Source organism: Hominimerdicola alba (assembly GCF_900109655.1).
Classification (GTDB): domain Bacteria; phylum Bacillota; class Clostridia; order Oscillospirales; family Ruminococcaceae; genus Hominimerdicola; species Hominimerdicola alba_B.
This window is the reverse complement of sequence record NZ_FOAT01000013.1, coordinates 28898-43778: the sequence shown is the minus strand read 5'-3', so window position 1 is coordinate 43778 and position 14881 is coordinate 28898. Positions and strand designations below refer to the sequence as shown.

General features: G+C 46.3%; 10 protein-coding genes. 4 read left to right on the top strand and 6 right to left on the bottom strand.

The window, feature by feature from the left end; translation table 11 throughout:
• Positions 1–31: 31 nt before the first annotated feature.
• Entirely contained in the window at positions 32–1996 is a 1965-nt protein-coding gene (pulA, locus tag BMY75_RS13210; protein ID WP_074834553.1) for a type I pullulanase, read from the top strand.
• A gap of 103 nt (positions 1997–2099) precedes the next feature.
• Here the strand turns inward: pulA and BMY75_RS13205 are convergent, their stop codons facing one another.
• A complete protein-coding gene (locus BMY75_RS13205) occupies positions 2100–3572 on the bottom strand; it encodes a dockerin type I repeat-containing protein (RefSeq protein WP_074834551.1) in 1473 nt (490 codons plus the stop codon).
• Between the two features lie 253 nt (positions 3573–3825).
• Between BMY75_RS13205 and iorA the strand changes: the two genes are divergently transcribed.
• Together iorA and BMY75_RS13195 are read left to right on the top strand one after the other, a co-directional pair.
• Positions 3826–5637, top strand: coding sequence for an indolepyruvate ferredoxin oxidoreductase subunit alpha (gene iorA, locus BMY75_RS13200; RefSeq protein ID WP_074834549.1), 1812 nt, complete (start codon positions 3826–3828; stop codon positions 5635–5637).
• Positions 5627–6199 carry an indolepyruvate oxidoreductase subunit beta gene (locus BMY75_RS13195; RefSeq protein WP_074834546.1) on the top strand — a complete coding sequence of 191 codons (573 nt, stop codon included), beginning with the start codon at positions 5627–5629 and terminating at the stop codon, positions 6197–6199. The genes iorA and BMY75_RS13195 overlap by 11 nt, the downstream gene beginning before the upstream one ends.
• 112 nt (positions 6200–6311) lie before the next feature.
• Here the strand turns inward: BMY75_RS13195 and BMY75_RS13190 are convergent, their stop codons facing one another.
• The gene (locus BMY75_RS13190; protein ID WP_074834543.1) at positions 6312–8267 is read right to left on the bottom strand and encodes an endo-1,4-beta-xylanase; all 1956 of its coding nucleotides are present in this window, start codon (positions 8265–8267) and stop codon (positions 6312–6314) included.
• 386 nt (positions 8268–8653) lie between these two features.
• On the opposite strand from BMY75_RS13190, the gene BMY75_RS13185 reads away from it, so the two are divergent.
• Positions 8654–9931, top strand: a complete 1278-nt coding sequence (locus BMY75_RS13185) for a leucine-rich repeat domain-containing protein (RefSeq protein WP_074834540.1) — start codon at positions 8654–8656, stop codon at positions 9929–9931.
• Between the two features lie 100 nt (positions 9932–10031).
• On the opposite strand, the gene ppdK is transcribed toward BMY75_RS13185, so the two are convergent.
• The 4 genes from ppdK to BMY75_RS13165 form a co-directional block, all read right to left on the bottom strand.
• A complete protein-coding gene (gene ppdK / locus BMY75_RS13180) occupies positions 10032–12659 on the bottom strand; it encodes a pyruvate, phosphate dikinase (RefSeq protein WP_074834537.1) in 2628 nt (875 codons plus the stop codon).
• A 238-nt stretch (positions 12660–12897) separates the two neighbouring features.
• Positions 12898–13107 carry a helix-turn-helix transcriptional regulator gene (locus BMY75_RS13175; protein ID WP_074834535.1) on the bottom strand — a complete coding sequence of 70 codons (210 nt, stop codon included), beginning with the start codon at positions 13105–13107 and terminating at the stop codon, positions 12898–12900.
• Positions 13108–13135: 28 nt separating this feature from the next.
• The gene (locus BMY75_RS13170) at positions 13136–13468 is read right to left on the bottom strand and encodes a DUF6442 family protein (protein WP_074834532.1); all 333 of its coding nucleotides are present in this window, start codon (positions 13466–13468) and stop codon (positions 13136–13138) included.
• Between the two features lie 304 nt (positions 13469–13772).
• Positions 13773–14708 carry an NAD-dependent epimerase/dehydratase family protein gene (locus BMY75_RS13165; RefSeq protein ID WP_074834531.1) on the bottom strand — a complete coding sequence of 312 codons (936 nt, stop codon included), beginning with the start codon at positions 14706–14708 and terminating at the stop codon, positions 13773–13775.
• Between the last annotated feature and the right edge of the window lie 173 nt (positions 14709–14881).

Sequence of the window (14881 nt, the reverse complement as noted above, 5' to 3'; positions counted from 1 at the left end):
AAATGAATTTTAAACAAAGTTGGTGAAACAATTGCTCAGATACAACGCAGCAGATATCGACAACAAATTTTACTACGACGGAAACGACCTCGGCGCAAATATAGTCGGCGCGGATAAGGACAGAACAGTTTTCAAAACATGGTCGCCGCTGGCTACGGGCGTTTATCTCAACCTTTACCTTGACGGCGAGGGCGACAACCTGGTTGAAACTCTGCCGATGGAGATGCTTGACAAGGGCGTTTGGTATGTTGAGCTTTTCCGTAGCTGTGACGGACTTTTCTACACATTTTCCTACGAATTTGAGTATATGCACAACCGTCTTGAAACTATCGATATCTATGCAAAAGCCTGCGGTATAAACGGCAACAGGGGCGCTGTTGTGGACTTCGATACTACCGACCCAAAGGGCTGGGACGAAGTTCCCAAGCCGAAGTGCCTTAACGCCTGTCAGGCGATAGTATACGAATGCCATATCAGGGATATCACCATCGATGAAAGCTCGGGAGTATGTCCCGAGCACAGGGGAAAATTTCTTGGGCTGACCCACAGCAGGACACGCTGCGGCAAGTCCGAGACCTGCCTTGACCATCTTAAAGAACTTGGAGTGACCCACGTTCATCTTCTGCCTGTGGCGGACTATGCCACCGTAGACGAGGCGCACCCCGAGAAAAATCAGTACAACTGGGGCTATGACCCCAAAAACTACAACTGTCTCGAGGGTTCATATTCTACCGACCCCTACGACCCCAAATGCCGTATCCGCGAATTCAAGGAACTTGTTATGACCCTCCATAAAAACGGCATAGGCGTTATCATGGACGTTGTTTACAACCATACATTCCACACCGAAGACAGCTCATTTGAGAAAGCTTTTCCAGGATACTACCACCGCAAAAGGCGGGACGGTACATTTTCAAACGGTTCGGGCTGTGGAAATGAGACTGCTTCCGACCACTTGATGTTCCGCAAATACATGATAGATTCCCTGAAATTCTGGGCAACGGAGTACAAGGTGGACGGTTTCCGCTTTGACCTTATGGCGCTGCACGATATCGAAACAGTGAATATCATACGTGATGAACTGGATAAGATAGACCCCAGCCTGCTGATGTACGGCGAGGGCTGGACAGGCGGAGAATCCCCCATGCCTGCGGATAAGCTAGCATACAAGTGGAACAGCTACGAATTCGGCAGAGTGGGACTTTTCAACGATAATATCCGCGATTCGGTAAAGGGCGGAACTTTCAACCCCTACGACCTGGGATTCATAAGCGGCAACCGCAATACGTCTTCGATACTGAAAAGAGGTATCGCAGGTTCTGTGCCACATTATCAGCTGAATGATGCTTCCGAAGCCTGCTGGGCATTCGAGCCCACACAGGCGGTGAATTATGCCGAAGCCCACGACAATCACACACTATGGGACAAGCTGAAGATATCAGGCAGCAACCATTACTGCCCCTCCGACCTGATAAAGATGGACAAAATGGCAGCTGCGATAATCATACTTTCACAGGGTATGCCATTCATACAGCTGGGACAGGATTTTCTGCGCAGCAAGCCGAGGAATCTTTCGGATAACGAAAAGCCCAACGAACTGAACGTATACAACGGCAACAGCTACAACGCCCCCGACCACACCAACGCCATAAAATGGGGCAAAAAGAACAAGTACCGCGCTGTCTTCAACTACTACAAGGCGCTTATAAAACTCAGAAGATCCAGCGAACTTTTCCGCATGGCGAACAAGGGCGACGTTGAAAGGCATTTGCAGTTCCACGATACGGGGGACGCGAACTTCATAATATGGAAGCTGGAAAACGAAAAGGAATGTTTCGTCATCGCCCTGAACCCCTACTTAGAGGAGAGGTATTTCAACCTGCCCTGGGGAATATTCTACAAGCGGCTCGACGAATCGGGAACTATCGACGAGGAAGAATGTTCGGGATACGTGCGCTGTGCGCCGCTTTCCGCTACAGTATTCAAGCGGATATAAACACAACAAACGATATAAAAGCGGAGAACGCATCTTGCATTCTCCGCTTTGTTTTATACCAAGTCATACGAGATAATACCACCGCATACGAAACAGTAACGGTTTATACGATCATCTTCTTTCCCTTTACGTGCGCCGCAATTCTGGTGAGGTCGGTAATAGTGACCTTTCCGTTGCCGTCTATATCGGCAAGAGCCTGCTGTTCTTTGGTAAGGAGCTTTTTGCCCTTTACGTGAGCAGCTACCTTGGTAACATCGGAAGTATTGATTTTTCCGTCACCTGTCACATCGCCTTTTTGCTTTTTAAGATCGTAGGTGATGCTGAATGATGCCGATTCCGATTTTGAATCAATTTTCAGGTTCTCAACAGGCTTGCCGTTTACGGTCACTTTAAGATCATCGCTGAAAGTATCGCCTTCCTGCTCGGTCATTATGCTGAACTTTGCGGTGTAGGTATTCCCTGCCTCGAACTTGTTCACTTTATCGCCGTTCAAAACAGTATCACCCTCAAGCCATGCGCGTACATAACCGCGCAGTCTGATTCCTTTGCTGACACCCCATGCACTGACCCTATCAGGGTCGTTGGTATCAGCAAGGTATGATACGGTCTGCCCTGCCTTGGGTTCGGCGATCATGATATTTACTCTGTTTATCACCTTGGGTGATCTTATAACGATCTCATTGCCGGATATTTCTTCACCTAAGTTCCAGCGTTCCAGTACAGTGCCGTCAACAGTCACTTCCGCCAATGTACTAATAACTTTTGACAGATCCCAGGATCCGCATTTTAATCTTGTAGACACACCTTCGCCTATGATCTTACAATTGTCTATATATAATCGTACTCCGTAATCATTGATTATTATACCATAACATTTTTTTGCCTTCTGGATAAATGTACCACCGTATATATAAATATAATTCGCATTATTTACATACATGGGAGTATCTGAATCAGATGAGAAAACTCCTCCTTGGATATCCAAATAAGCACTCGGTTGATTGCAATAGATAACACGTTCTCTGCAGTTAAAACCAACGGGTCTTACTGACTTGAAGGTTCCATCATTTATCACAAGTGCTCCGTTTTCACCAAGGTAGAACATTTTTGATAATTGTTCACCGCTATCGATACTGCTTTCAATAACTCCGCCGCCAACACTGTCATCGATATAAAGTGTACAACCACCGCCTATGTAGAACATATCTTCATCATCAGTCTTTGCATATCTGGCAAGCTTGTGTCCCGCAAGGTCAAGGTGAACACTTACAATACCTATATTGCTATTATTATATAGACGTAAGTCATTATCGTTCAGCTTATCTTCACTGATGATATCTTTACCCAGCTTGACATAAACATCGCCCGCCCAATCGGTGTATTTCATATCGAATATCCCTTTGAGTTCGTCATATGTCGTTACGATGTAAGGGCTGTCCTCTGTGCCCTTGCCTGCCACCGCAGCATTGGCTGTGATCGCCGTACCAAATAATGCGCCCGCATACGGCGGAACCGTTCCAAAAAGCATGGCACACGCCAACAGCGCTGCACCTGTGCGCTTGAATTTCATTTTCATTTTTTTACCTCCTTTAGAGTTGATGCTATTCTTCCGCGGGGATAACTGTCAATATTTAACAAAAGACCAATATTCCCATATAGATATAATATCACAGCACCGCAGCGTTGTCAATAGTTTATCTATATTCAACTTACAAAAAATACATTTATATCATAAGAATATCTGCTGCTTCTTTTCGGGCATCTTTACTTTTGGCGTAAGATGTGGTATAATAATTTAGGAAAATATCCATAAAAAAGGAGCGTTTTTTATGCATAAAGAATTTCTGATGGGCAACGCTGCCATCGCAAGAGGTGCGATAGCGGCGGGGCTTAATGTTATTTCGGGCTACCCCGGCACACCATCGACGGAAGTGCTGGAAACTGCCGCAAAGAACAATGACGGCAGCCTGTACGTTGAATGGTCGGTGAACGAGAAAGCGGCTCTTGAAGTCGGCGCAGGCGCGGCTTACAGCGGTGCAAGATGCATGGTCACCATGAAGCAGGTAGGTCTGAATGTGGCTTCAGACCCGCTGATGAGCCTTGCGTACATCGGCGTTAAGGGCGGCATGGTAATACTTGTGGCTGACGACCCCGGTCCCATTTCCTCACAGACAGAGCAGGACACCCGCACTTTCGCGGCTTACTCAAAGCTCCCTTGCTTTGACCCCTCGTCCGTTCAGGAAGCTTACGACATGATACAGACAGCCTTTGAGTACTCCGAAAAGTACCACACACCTGTGCTTTTCCGTCCTACAACAAGAGTCTGTCACGGCTATGCATCTATCGAAGTCAAGGACGACAGCGAGTGCGTAAAGAACAAGCCCGAAGGCTTTGTACGCGACCCCATGAAGTGGGTCATCTTCCCAAGGCTCTCGTTCAAGGCACACGGCGATATCGAAAAGCGCAACAGTGAGCTTTCTGCTGTATTCAGCGGCAGCGGACTGAACCCTGTAAAATGCGGTTCTGGCAAGCGCGGCATCGCGACCCACGGTATAAACTTCACCTATACCAAGGAAGCGCTGAAAGCTCTTGACGTGGAAGTTCCCCTCTTCAAGGTGGGCACTCCTTTCCCATTCCCCGAGGAAGCTGCAAAGGCTTTTCTTGAAGGTCTTGACGAAGTTCTCTGCATTGAGGAGCTTGACCCTGTTATCGAGAGAGGGCTGATATACGTATGCGGAAAGTACGGTCTTAAAACAAGGATATACGGCAAGCAGACAGGCAATATCCCCACTGCGGGCGAGAACACCTGCACATCGGTAAAGCGCGCTGTTGCTTCATTCCTTGGCATATTCCTCCCCGCTGAGGAAAAGGCTGAGGACGTTCCTCCACTGCCTGTAAGACCTCCTGTACTTTGTGCGGGATGTCCTCACAGAGCATCGTTCTTCGCTGTAAAGCAGGCAATGAAAGGCATAAAGAGCGTATTCTGCGGAGATATCGGCTGTTACACCCTTGGTAACGCCATGCCTCTTGATATGGTGGATACCTGCCTTTGCATGGGTGCAGGCGTGAACATCACACAGGGCATAGGACGTATCGATCCCGACACCAAGTGCTTTGCTTTTGTGGGTGATTCCACTTTCTTCGCATCGGCTATAACAGGCGTTGTTAACGCGGTATACAATCAGGCGGATATGACCCTTGTAGTTCTGGATAACTCCACCACCGCCATGACAGGACATCAGCCCCACCCCGGCACTGGCAGGACGATGATGGGTCAGGTGGTTGAAAAGGTCAACATCGAGCAGGTACTCCGCGGCGTAGGTGTTACAACTATCGAAACTGTTGACCCGCTGAAACTGGACGAAGCTGTTGAGACTGTAAAGCGTGTTGCAAATGAAAATGGTGTCAAGGCGATAATATTCAAGTCGCCCTGTGCTGTGCTTATCAAGCCCGAAAAGCCCGCGGTCATCGACAATGACAAGTGCATCAACTGCCAGAAGTGCAAAAATCTTCTCGGCTGCCCCGGACTTGTTCTCAGGGACGGCAAGATAGCTATCGAAGAAAGCCTTTGCACAGGCTGTGGTCTGTGTTCACAGGTATGTCCCGTAAATGCGATAGGAGGCGGCAAAAATGCAGAATAATATTCTTATATGCGGTGTTGGCGGACAGGGTATCGTGCTGACTTCAAAGCTTATCGCGGCAACAGCTATGGCAAAAGATATCCCCGTAATGAGTGCGGAAACTATCGGTATGGCACAGAAAGGCGGAAGTGTTTTCAGCTTTTTAAGGCTTGGCGAAGACCTCTACTGCCCCATGTTCCCCGAGAAAACTGCTGACCTGATAATCGCTTTTGAACCTGCGGAGGCTGTCCGTATGCTGCCCTACCTAAAGGACGGCGGCAAGGTGATAGTCAATACTCATCCCATCGTGCCTGTTACGGTATCACTGAAAGGCACTACCTACAACGGCACCGAGATGCTGGAATATCTGGCAAAAAACGTGGCTGACCTGAAGACCATCGATGGTGAAGCAGCCTGCCGTATGGTAGGTTTCCCCAGAGCACTCAACATGATAATGCTGGGACAGTCGGTGCGCTCGGGCGTGCTCCCCTTTGGCATAGACGATGTTGAAGAGACCATGAAAAAGACAGTCAAGCCCCAGTTCATCGAAATGAACAGCACGGCTCTCAGGCTGGATATCTGATAAAATTACAATGACCGACTTCGCTTTTTATGCTAGGTCGGTCATTTTTTTATATCAAAAACAAACGGCAGTTCCCGAAGGAACTGCCGTTATAGGGTATGTGAACTGTATATTACTTGATAGTAACAGTTATCGCATTCTTGATAGGATCAGCTGTGTTCCACTTACCGTTTACTCTTGCGGCAACAGCTACCCTGTAGGTCATGCCGGGAGTAAGGTTCTTGGGAGTTACATAGCTGTTGGTGGTAACGTTGGAGGTCTGAACTCTCCATTTACCAGCCAGATATACAGCGATGCCATATCTGTCAGCACCCTTTACCTTGTCCCAAACGAACTGTACCTGATGATACTTGGTGCTGTAATTAGCCTTTACGTTCTTAGGATAAGTGTCAGAGGGAGGATCGATATTGGGATAATCATTGTAATCGATACCATCAACAATGGACTCAAAGCAAGGCTTTACAGAGTAATCCTTGTTGAACAGCAGAGGATCGCGGTCTGCTCTCCAGCTGATATCATCGGTAGTGCCCCATACTACAACTGCGGAGATATAATCCTTGTAGTCTACAAGAGCATCCAGAATATCGCTGTAATACTCAGCCTGGAGATCAAATCTCTTGTCGTTTACGGTGCAGTCAAGCTCAGTGATCTGAATATCAAGACCTGTCTTGCTGTACTTTTCCAGCGCCTGTCTGTACATACTTACACTGGGGAACGGATCAGATGAACCGTTGTTAGTTACGTTAAGATGCGACTGCATACCGATACCATCGATGTAGTGACCATCGGAGTTGATATTCTGGCAGAGCTTTACGATAGCATCGCTCTTCTGCATATACTCGTTGTAATCATTGTAGTAGAGCTTGCAGCCAGAGGGAGCGTACTTCTTAGCGTATACGAATGCGGGCTTGATGAAGGAGTTGTCACCAAAGATCTGTACCCAGGGTGAAGCCTCGTAGTTGTTGGATTCACTGGGGAAGCCTGCTTTTCTGGGTGAACCGTAATCATCAAAGCACTCGTTTACAACGTCCCACGCATAGAAGTTGACATCGGAATAATCCTTCTTAACAGCTGTAAAGACGTTCTTGATGTAGTTTTCCATACGCTTGAGCATCTTTTCCTTGGATACCCAGTCACCATCGGGATCATAGTTTTCCTTGAAGAACCACATAGGTGTCTGAGAATGCCATACCAGTACGTGACCTCTCATGGGGATATTGTACTTGCGTGCAAATTCAAGGATAGGCTTTGCAGTTTCAAGAGTTACCTGAGGATTCTCATCATCGCCCTTTGCAGCCAGTGCAAGGCAAGCTTCTCTGTCGAGTACGTTCTCGGGCTTGAGCTCGTTGCCTGCGGTAAGGCTGTTAAAGTGCTTGCGGATAAGAGCCTTGGTGGAATCTGGAGCTAATTCGGAAACTGTGCAGGCAGTACCGAACTTGAACATATCGCCGTAAACATTTTTCAGAGAAGGCGCATTAACATCCATATTGTTAGCTGCAGGAGTAATGGTGAAATCATCTATATAAAGATCGTTTGCATCGCCCCATGTCTCAACGTATATGGAAACGTCCTTTTCCTCAGCGCCATATGAGAAGCTTGTGTTCAACTCAACATAATCGCCCTGAGATACACCTTTAACGAGGTTTGTGTACTGAGGTTCATCAGAACCGCCGGGAGTATGCTGGAGCGAGATGCAGACTGTGTTATACCACTGAGCCTTTACCTTTACCGAGATATCATACTTAACGCCGGGCTGAAGCACGCCCTTTACACCGAGCGAAGGACCGTTCCAGCTCTGGTCACGGCCTGTAACAGCCATTACCTTTTTGCCGCTGGGTGCCTTGCTGTCCTCGATGACCTTGATAACAGAAGTATCGCTGTCGCCGCGCTTAGAGAACATTGAACAATCTCCGTCCTCGAAGTCGGTAGAAAATGCTGCATTACCCGAAGCACTGGAACTTGAACTTGTAGCAGCCGAAACTGAATATGCAGTAAACGGTACAGCCGAGCAAGCCATCGTTATACAAAGTGCACAAGCTGACAGCCTTTTTAAAAGATTTCCTTTCATGATGGATTCTCCTCCCAAAAATTTTTATATATTCATTTTATCATATCTTTTGAGAATTGTCAATCAATTTAACCATTACTCCGCAATTTTCGGTAAGAATTGCACATAATTTGCACAAAATTAGTCTCTCATGCGGAACAGCTATGTGCAGTATGTTCAAATGTATAGTTCTTATTTTTGATGATATGCACAATTCGCGAGGTTAATATTTTTGGTGACGGTAATATGGATTTTTCGGTTATGGTGATATCTGCATTTACCGGCAAATATCGGAAAGCGTGGATAAAAAAGCTCTCACAATGCGTTAATTTATATCGATTGACGTCAGCGAGATTCTGTGGTATAATAGCCATTGGTATATTTTACATTACGAAAGCAGGTCAATTATGGAAAATACAAAACCGAAGAAAAGTCTGATAAAGAGAATACGCAATATCGTACTGATATTACTGGGTCTGATAATTTTGATATATGTCATTATCAATATCGTGTTCTGGAACATCGGAATGCCGGAACGTTATTTTGATTATGAGGTGTTGGAAAATGACACTATTGAGATAGAACATTACACGGGACCCTTTTTTCTTCTGAATATCCCTGATACTATCGAGGGTAAGCCCGTTACATCAATAGGAAATTCTATCTTTGAAGAACCATTATATGAAAATGGTAAATACGATACAAAAAAATATGTAATGTACAAATATGTTACAGCTATTCACCTGCCTGACACAGTTGAGGAGATACACGGCTGGGCGTTTGGTTACTGCAAAGAACTCAGAACGATAAATATCCCATCAAATCTCAGATTCAGCGGTTCGCATATTCTTGCCGATGCTAAGGTAAGAAAGCTAGTTTTCCCCGAAGGCATCACTGAGATAGGCTACGGAGATACCGCTGAAGGATTTAATTATGGAACCAGACCGCTTATGGAATCCTTCGCAGACATGAAATACTTACAAGAGGTCGTCTTCCCCGAAAGCCTTACAACGATTGGTGACTCCGCTTTTTCGGGATGTACCTCTCTCAAAAGTGTAACACTTCCGAAAGGCTTGAAAAAAATATGTATCAACGCTTTTATGGAATGCACTTCCCTTAAAAAAGTGACTCTTCCTGACAGCATAGAAGAAATAGAATACGGCGCATTTCAGAACAGCGGTCTTACAGAAGCCAATATTCCCAAAAACCTTAAAACTGACTGCGGCTGCATTTTTAGAGGAACCCCCTTTGAAAAAACTCTTGAAAAAGAAGCAACAGGCGATTTCATAATTTTCAATGATGTACTACTTTATAAGTATATCGGTGGTGATGAAAATGTTGTGATACCAAATGGGATAGAAAGTATCTGTTCCAGAGCATTCTGGGAGGCTCAAAATATCAAGACCGTTGAGATACCCGAAAGTGTGAAATATATTAATGGTGCATTTCAATATTCTTCTGTCGAAAGCATAAAACTTCCGAATAGCATAAAAGTCATTGACAGATATGCCTTTTGTGACTGCCCCTCTCTTAAAAAGATCACTATCCCTGCAAGCGTTGAAGAGATAGGCGATCATGCCTTTGAAAACTGTCCATCTCTCGAACAGACTATCATAGAAGGTTCGCCAAAAATGGGCGAAGACGTATTTAAGGGCAGCAATCCGTTACTGAATAATCCCAAGTAATAGAATAACCACGCAAAAAGCTCTCACAGCCGAAACTGTGAGAGCTTTGATTTTGCTATTCAGTTAACACATCACTGTGGATGCTGTACGCCTTAAAGAATTACTTCTTTTCAGCGATTGCAGCCTGAGCAGCAGCCAGTCTAGCGATCGGCACTCTGAAAGGAGAGCAGGATACATAATCCAGACCGATCTTGTGGCAGAACTCTACGGAAGTAGGATCGCCGCCGTGCTCACCGCAGATACCGCAGTGGAGTGTAGGATTAACGGGCTTACCAAGCTTGATAGCCATCTCCATCAGCTTGCCAACGCCTGTCTGGTCGAGCTTAGCGAAAGGATCGTTCTCGAAGATCTTCTTATCGTAGTAAGCGCCCAGGAACTTGCCTGCGTCATCTCTGGAGAAGCCGTAGGTCATCTGAGTCAGGTCGTTAGTACCGAAGCAGAAGAAGTCAGCGTTTGCAGCGATATCGTCAGCAGTCAGAGCAGCTCTGGGGATCTCGATCATGGTACCAACTTCGTACTTCAGATCAGAACCAGCAGCAGCGATAACAGCGTCAGCAGTCTCAACTACAACCTTCTTAACGAACTTGAGCTCCTTAACATCGCCTACCAGAGGGATCATGATCTCAGGCTTAACGTTCCAGTCAGCGTGCTTCTTCTGAACGTTGATAGCAGCCTTGATAACAGCAGCTGTCTGCATCTTAGCGATCTCAGGATATGTTACAGCCAGACGGCAGCCACGGTGACCCATCATGGGGTTGAACTCGTGGAGACCAGCGATCAGAGCCTTGATATCCTCAACGGACTTGCCCTGAGCGTTTGCCAGTGCCTTGATATCCTCTTCCTCAGTAGGAACGAACTCGTGGAGAGGAGGATCCAGGAATCTGATAGTAACGGGGCAGCCTTCCAGAGCCTCGTACAGAGCCTCGAAGTCAGCCTGCTGCATAGGCTCGATCTTAGCCAGAGCAGCTTCTCTCTCTTCAACGGTATCAGCGCAGATCATCTCTCTGAATGCTGCGATTCTGTCAGCCTCGAAGAACATGTGCTCGGTACGGCACAGACCGATACCCTCAGCGCCCAGCTCTCTAGCCTTCTTAGCGTCAGCAGGAGTATCAGCGTTAGTTCTAACCTTCAGAGTTCTGTACTTGTCAGCCCAAGCCATGATTCTGCCGAACTCGCCTGCGATCTGAGCGTCAACGGTAGGAATGATACCATCATAGATGTTACCTGTTGTACCGTCGATGGAGATGTAGTCACCCTCCTTGAAGGTCTTTCCGCCGAGGTCGAACTTCTTGTTAGCCTCGTCCATCTTGATGTCGCCGCAGCCGGATACGCAGCACTCGCCCATACCTCTAGCAACAACGGCAGCGTGAGAAGTCATACCGCCACGAACAGTCAGGATACCCTGAGCAGCCTTCATACCGGTGATGTCTTCGGGAGAAGTCTCAAGTCTAACCAGAACGACCTTCTCACCCTTCTCAGCCCACTCAACAGCGTCATCAGCTGTGAATACGATCTTACCGCAAGCAGCTCCGGGAGAAGCGCCCAGACCCTTACCAACGGGAGTTGCAGCCTTCAGTGCCTTAGCGTCGAACTGAGGGTGCAGCAGAGTATCGAGGTTTCTGGGGTCGATCATAGCAACTGCTTCCTGCTCGGTCTTCATGCCCTCATCAACGAGATCGCAAGCGATCTTCAGAGCAGCCTGAGCAGTTCTCTTACCATTTCTGGTCTGCAGCATATAGAGCTTCTTGTTCTCAACAGTGAACTCCATGTCCTGCATATCGTGATAGTGGTTCTCGAGAGTCTGGCAAACCTGCTTGAACTGCTCGAAAGCCTCAGGGAATGTTTCAGCCATCTGCTGGATAGGCATAGGAGTACGAACACCTGCAACAACGTCCTCGCCCTGAGCGTTAGTCAGGAACTCACCCATCAGCTTCTTCTCGCCTGTAGCGGGATCTCTGGTGAATGCAACGCCTGTACCGCAGTCGTCACCCATGTTACCGAATGCCATAGACTGTACGTTAACAGCAGTACCCCAGCTGAAAGGAATATCGTTATCACGTCTGTAAACGTTAGCTCTGGGGTTATCCCAAGAACGGAATACAGCCTTGATAGCGCCCATCAGCTGCTCCTTAGGATCGTCAGGGAAGTCAACGCCGATCTTAGCCTTGTACTCAGCCTTGAACTGGCCAGCCAGTGTCTTCAGATCGTCAGCAGTCAGCTCAACGTCCTGAGTAACACCCTTCTCTTCCTTCATCTTGTCGATCAGCTCTTCGAAATACTTCTTGCCGACCTCCATAACAACGTCGGAATACATCTGGATAAATCTTCTGTAGCAGTCCCAAGCCCATCTGGGGTTGTTGGACTTCTCAGCGATAGTGTTAACAACAGTCTCATTCAGACCCAGGTTCAGGATAGTATCCATCATACCAGGCATGGAAGCTCTTGCACCGGAACGAACGGAAACGAGAAGAGGATTCTCCTTGTCACCGAACTTCTTGCCGGTGATGCCTTCCATCTTTACGATATACTCGTTGATCTCCTTCTGGATCTCTTCAGAGATACCGCCGTCCTCATAATACTGTGTGCAAGCCTCGGTAGTGATAGTGAAGCCCTGGGGAACGGGAAGACCGATGTTGGTCATCTCTGCCAGGTTTGCGCCCTTACCGCCGAGCAGTTCTCTCATGTTGGCATTACCCTCAGAGAAGAGATAGCAATACTTAGTTGCCATAGGTTATCTACCTCCAAAAATTTTGAAATTCCGTTTTATTGCGCAGCAGGATACTGCCAATTTACGGTCGTAAATATATTATAACAGATTTCCGCCAAAATTACCATAGTTTCCGAGCATTTTAAGTAATAAAATTTTTCACAATGTTTCCGCTCAACTTCTATGCACATTCTACAAAAATGACGCATTTTCGCTCATTTTCACCCGAAATGCATATACTTGACAATGATAAGTGTCTTCAATCGAAGTAAAACAGGTCTTCAAACCTTTTATCCAGAGCTATACATATTATAAGTGCAAGCTTGGCAGTCGGGCTGAACTGCCCTGTTTCTATCGAGCTTATAGTATTGCGTGAAACTCCCACCATCTTAGCGAGAGCACCCTGAGAAAGCCGTTTTTCGGCGCGGGCTTCTTTAAGGCGGTTTTTAAGAATAAGTGTTTCGTCCATAGGTCCAGCACCTCGATATATAATCTGTCTACATATCTGAGTAAAGATAATAGAATACGATCATTATGATAACATCTGCAATTGCAGCTAACACCATCAGAATAAAGCATAACCAATCGGTCTTCTTTTTTGAAATCATTGCTTTATTCCAATATTTGATCGCAGTGTCCAGCGTTGTTATCAGAAGATAACCGGCGTTGATACGATGAGTATATATTAAATCCAGAAATAGCAGAGCCAGACAAATATAGAACAACAGCGCGTGTGATTTAATAAAACCTCTTTCACACGCCTCCCTTTCTGCCAGATCTTCATATTCATATTCTTCGCGGCTCATTGCCAGTATTTTCTCTTTATCCATAAATATCATCCTTTCAGATGTGCATAGTTTTATTGGTATTATGCCAAGTGTACTTGGTATGATGATATTATACCACTGCCAAGTGTACTTGTCAAGAGTTTGCACAATTCACTTGGCATCTTTGTAGATATGCATAAATCCACACCGCATTTTTTATCATTCGACACTATGCTTAAACAAACTATGTCATAAAGATTTCCGTCCGTTTTCGCCTGTTTATCAAAATAATATACTATAATTGTTTATTGTGGTCATTAACGCAAAAAAAGCACTCCCGAAAGACGGGAGCGCTTTGTATACATTATTATTTCGTATTGCTCAGGTTCCACCTCATGGGCGCGATACGCTTTGCGCGGGTATTATCGAACGACCAGTTGTTATAGGTGATGGTGGGGTCAAAATAACGATAATCAGTCCTCATCTTGCCCTTGTTGAAAAGCATTGCCTTTTCACTGCCGGGTGAACGGCGGATAACGGCACCTATGCGGTGACGATCCTTTTCGTACTGGATTATCTCGTTGGCGTTCAGCTGTCTTGAATCGCATACATTATATACGCCGCTGTATTTGCCCTGAGGCACGGATATGATACCGTTTATAAAATCGATAAGATTGAACACACAGCAGAAAGTAAAGCCGTAGTCGCCTTCACCGAAAACGTAGCCGACATTCTCCTTGTGATCGAAAACGTGGGAATGAAGATTATCGGTATGCTCAGCATCATAGATGGGCGCTACCCTTGCTACGACAGGGATCGTCGAGCTCTTTTTGAAAGCTTTTTCCATCAGCTTCTCGCTGTTCAGCTTCATCACTGAATAATTGGTTATAGCTTTTTCAGCAATGGTCTCTCTGATAGGCTCTCTGCCCTTCTGCAGGCCGTAGACCTCGGTAGTGCTGAGGAGTATAAAGCATCCCACACCGCACTTATCAGCCGCAGAATAGATATATTTATCGGTAACTTTGCTCTTCTTTATCTCGGCATCTGTCACCAGTGAGTCTATATCATTATCCACGGAATTTGCAAGATGCACTACAACGTCGATATGATTTGATTCCATGATATTGCATATAGCTCTTTTATCATTGATATCACACTGAGTAAAGCTGTAATTGCTGTCTTTGCCGATGAAGTCATTCGTTTTTGAATCCACCGCGAATACACGGTGTTTTTTATGCAGCAGGCTGGAGGTCAGGTACTGACCGATCATGCCGCTGGCACCAGTAATTAGTATAGTAGACATTGATGCCACTTCCTTCCAAACCACGCGCCTTTACAGCTTGATTGCCATGAATGCTGTCAATAACCGAACCGCGGAAAACCAGCGCACGCCACGCCGTTAAGGGCTTAAATCCCTTTGCCGAATATCCCCGCGCCGTGTATTGATAGGCGCACTATCACTTTTCTCTACGCTAT

What these genes read in the sequence shown, in the direction of transcription:
- BMY75_RS13205 (WP_074834551.1), bottom strand. Translation starts at nt 3,572, where the DNA reads ATGAAAATGAAATTCAAGCGCACAGGTGCAGCGCTGTTGGCGTGTGCC.
- iorA (WP_074834549.1), top strand. Translation starts at nt 3,826, where the DNA reads ATGCATAAAGAATTTCTGATGGGCAACGCTGCCATCGCAAGAGGTGCG.
- BMY75_RS13195 (WP_074834546.1), top strand. Translation starts at nt 5,627, where the DNA reads ATGCAGAATAATATTCTTATATGCGGTGTTGGCGGACAGGGTATCGTG.
- BMY75_RS13190 (WP_074834543.1), bottom strand. Translation starts at nt 8,267, where the DNA reads ATGAAAGGAAATCTTTTAAAAAGGCTGTCAGCTTGTGCACTTTGTATA.
- BMY75_RS13185 (WP_074834540.1), top strand. Translation starts at nt 8,654, where the DNA reads ATGGAAAATACAAAACCGAAGAAAAGTCTGATAAAGAGAATACGCAAT.
- ppdK (WP_074834537.1), bottom strand. Translation starts at nt 12,659, where the DNA reads ATGGCAACTAAGTATTGCTATCTCTTCTCTGAGGGTAATGCCAACATG.
- BMY75_RS13175 (WP_074834535.1), bottom strand. Translation starts at nt 13,107, where the DNA reads ATGGACGAAACACTTATTCTTAAAAACCGCCTTAAAGAAGCCCGCGCC.
- BMY75_RS13170 (WP_074834532.1), bottom strand. Translation starts at nt 13,468, where the DNA reads ATGGATAAAGAGAAAATACTGGCAATGAGCCGCGAAGAATATGAATAT.
- BMY75_RS13165 (WP_074834531.1), bottom strand. Translation starts at nt 14,708, where the DNA reads ATGTCTACTATACTAATTACTGGTGCCAGCGGCATGATCGGTCAGTAC.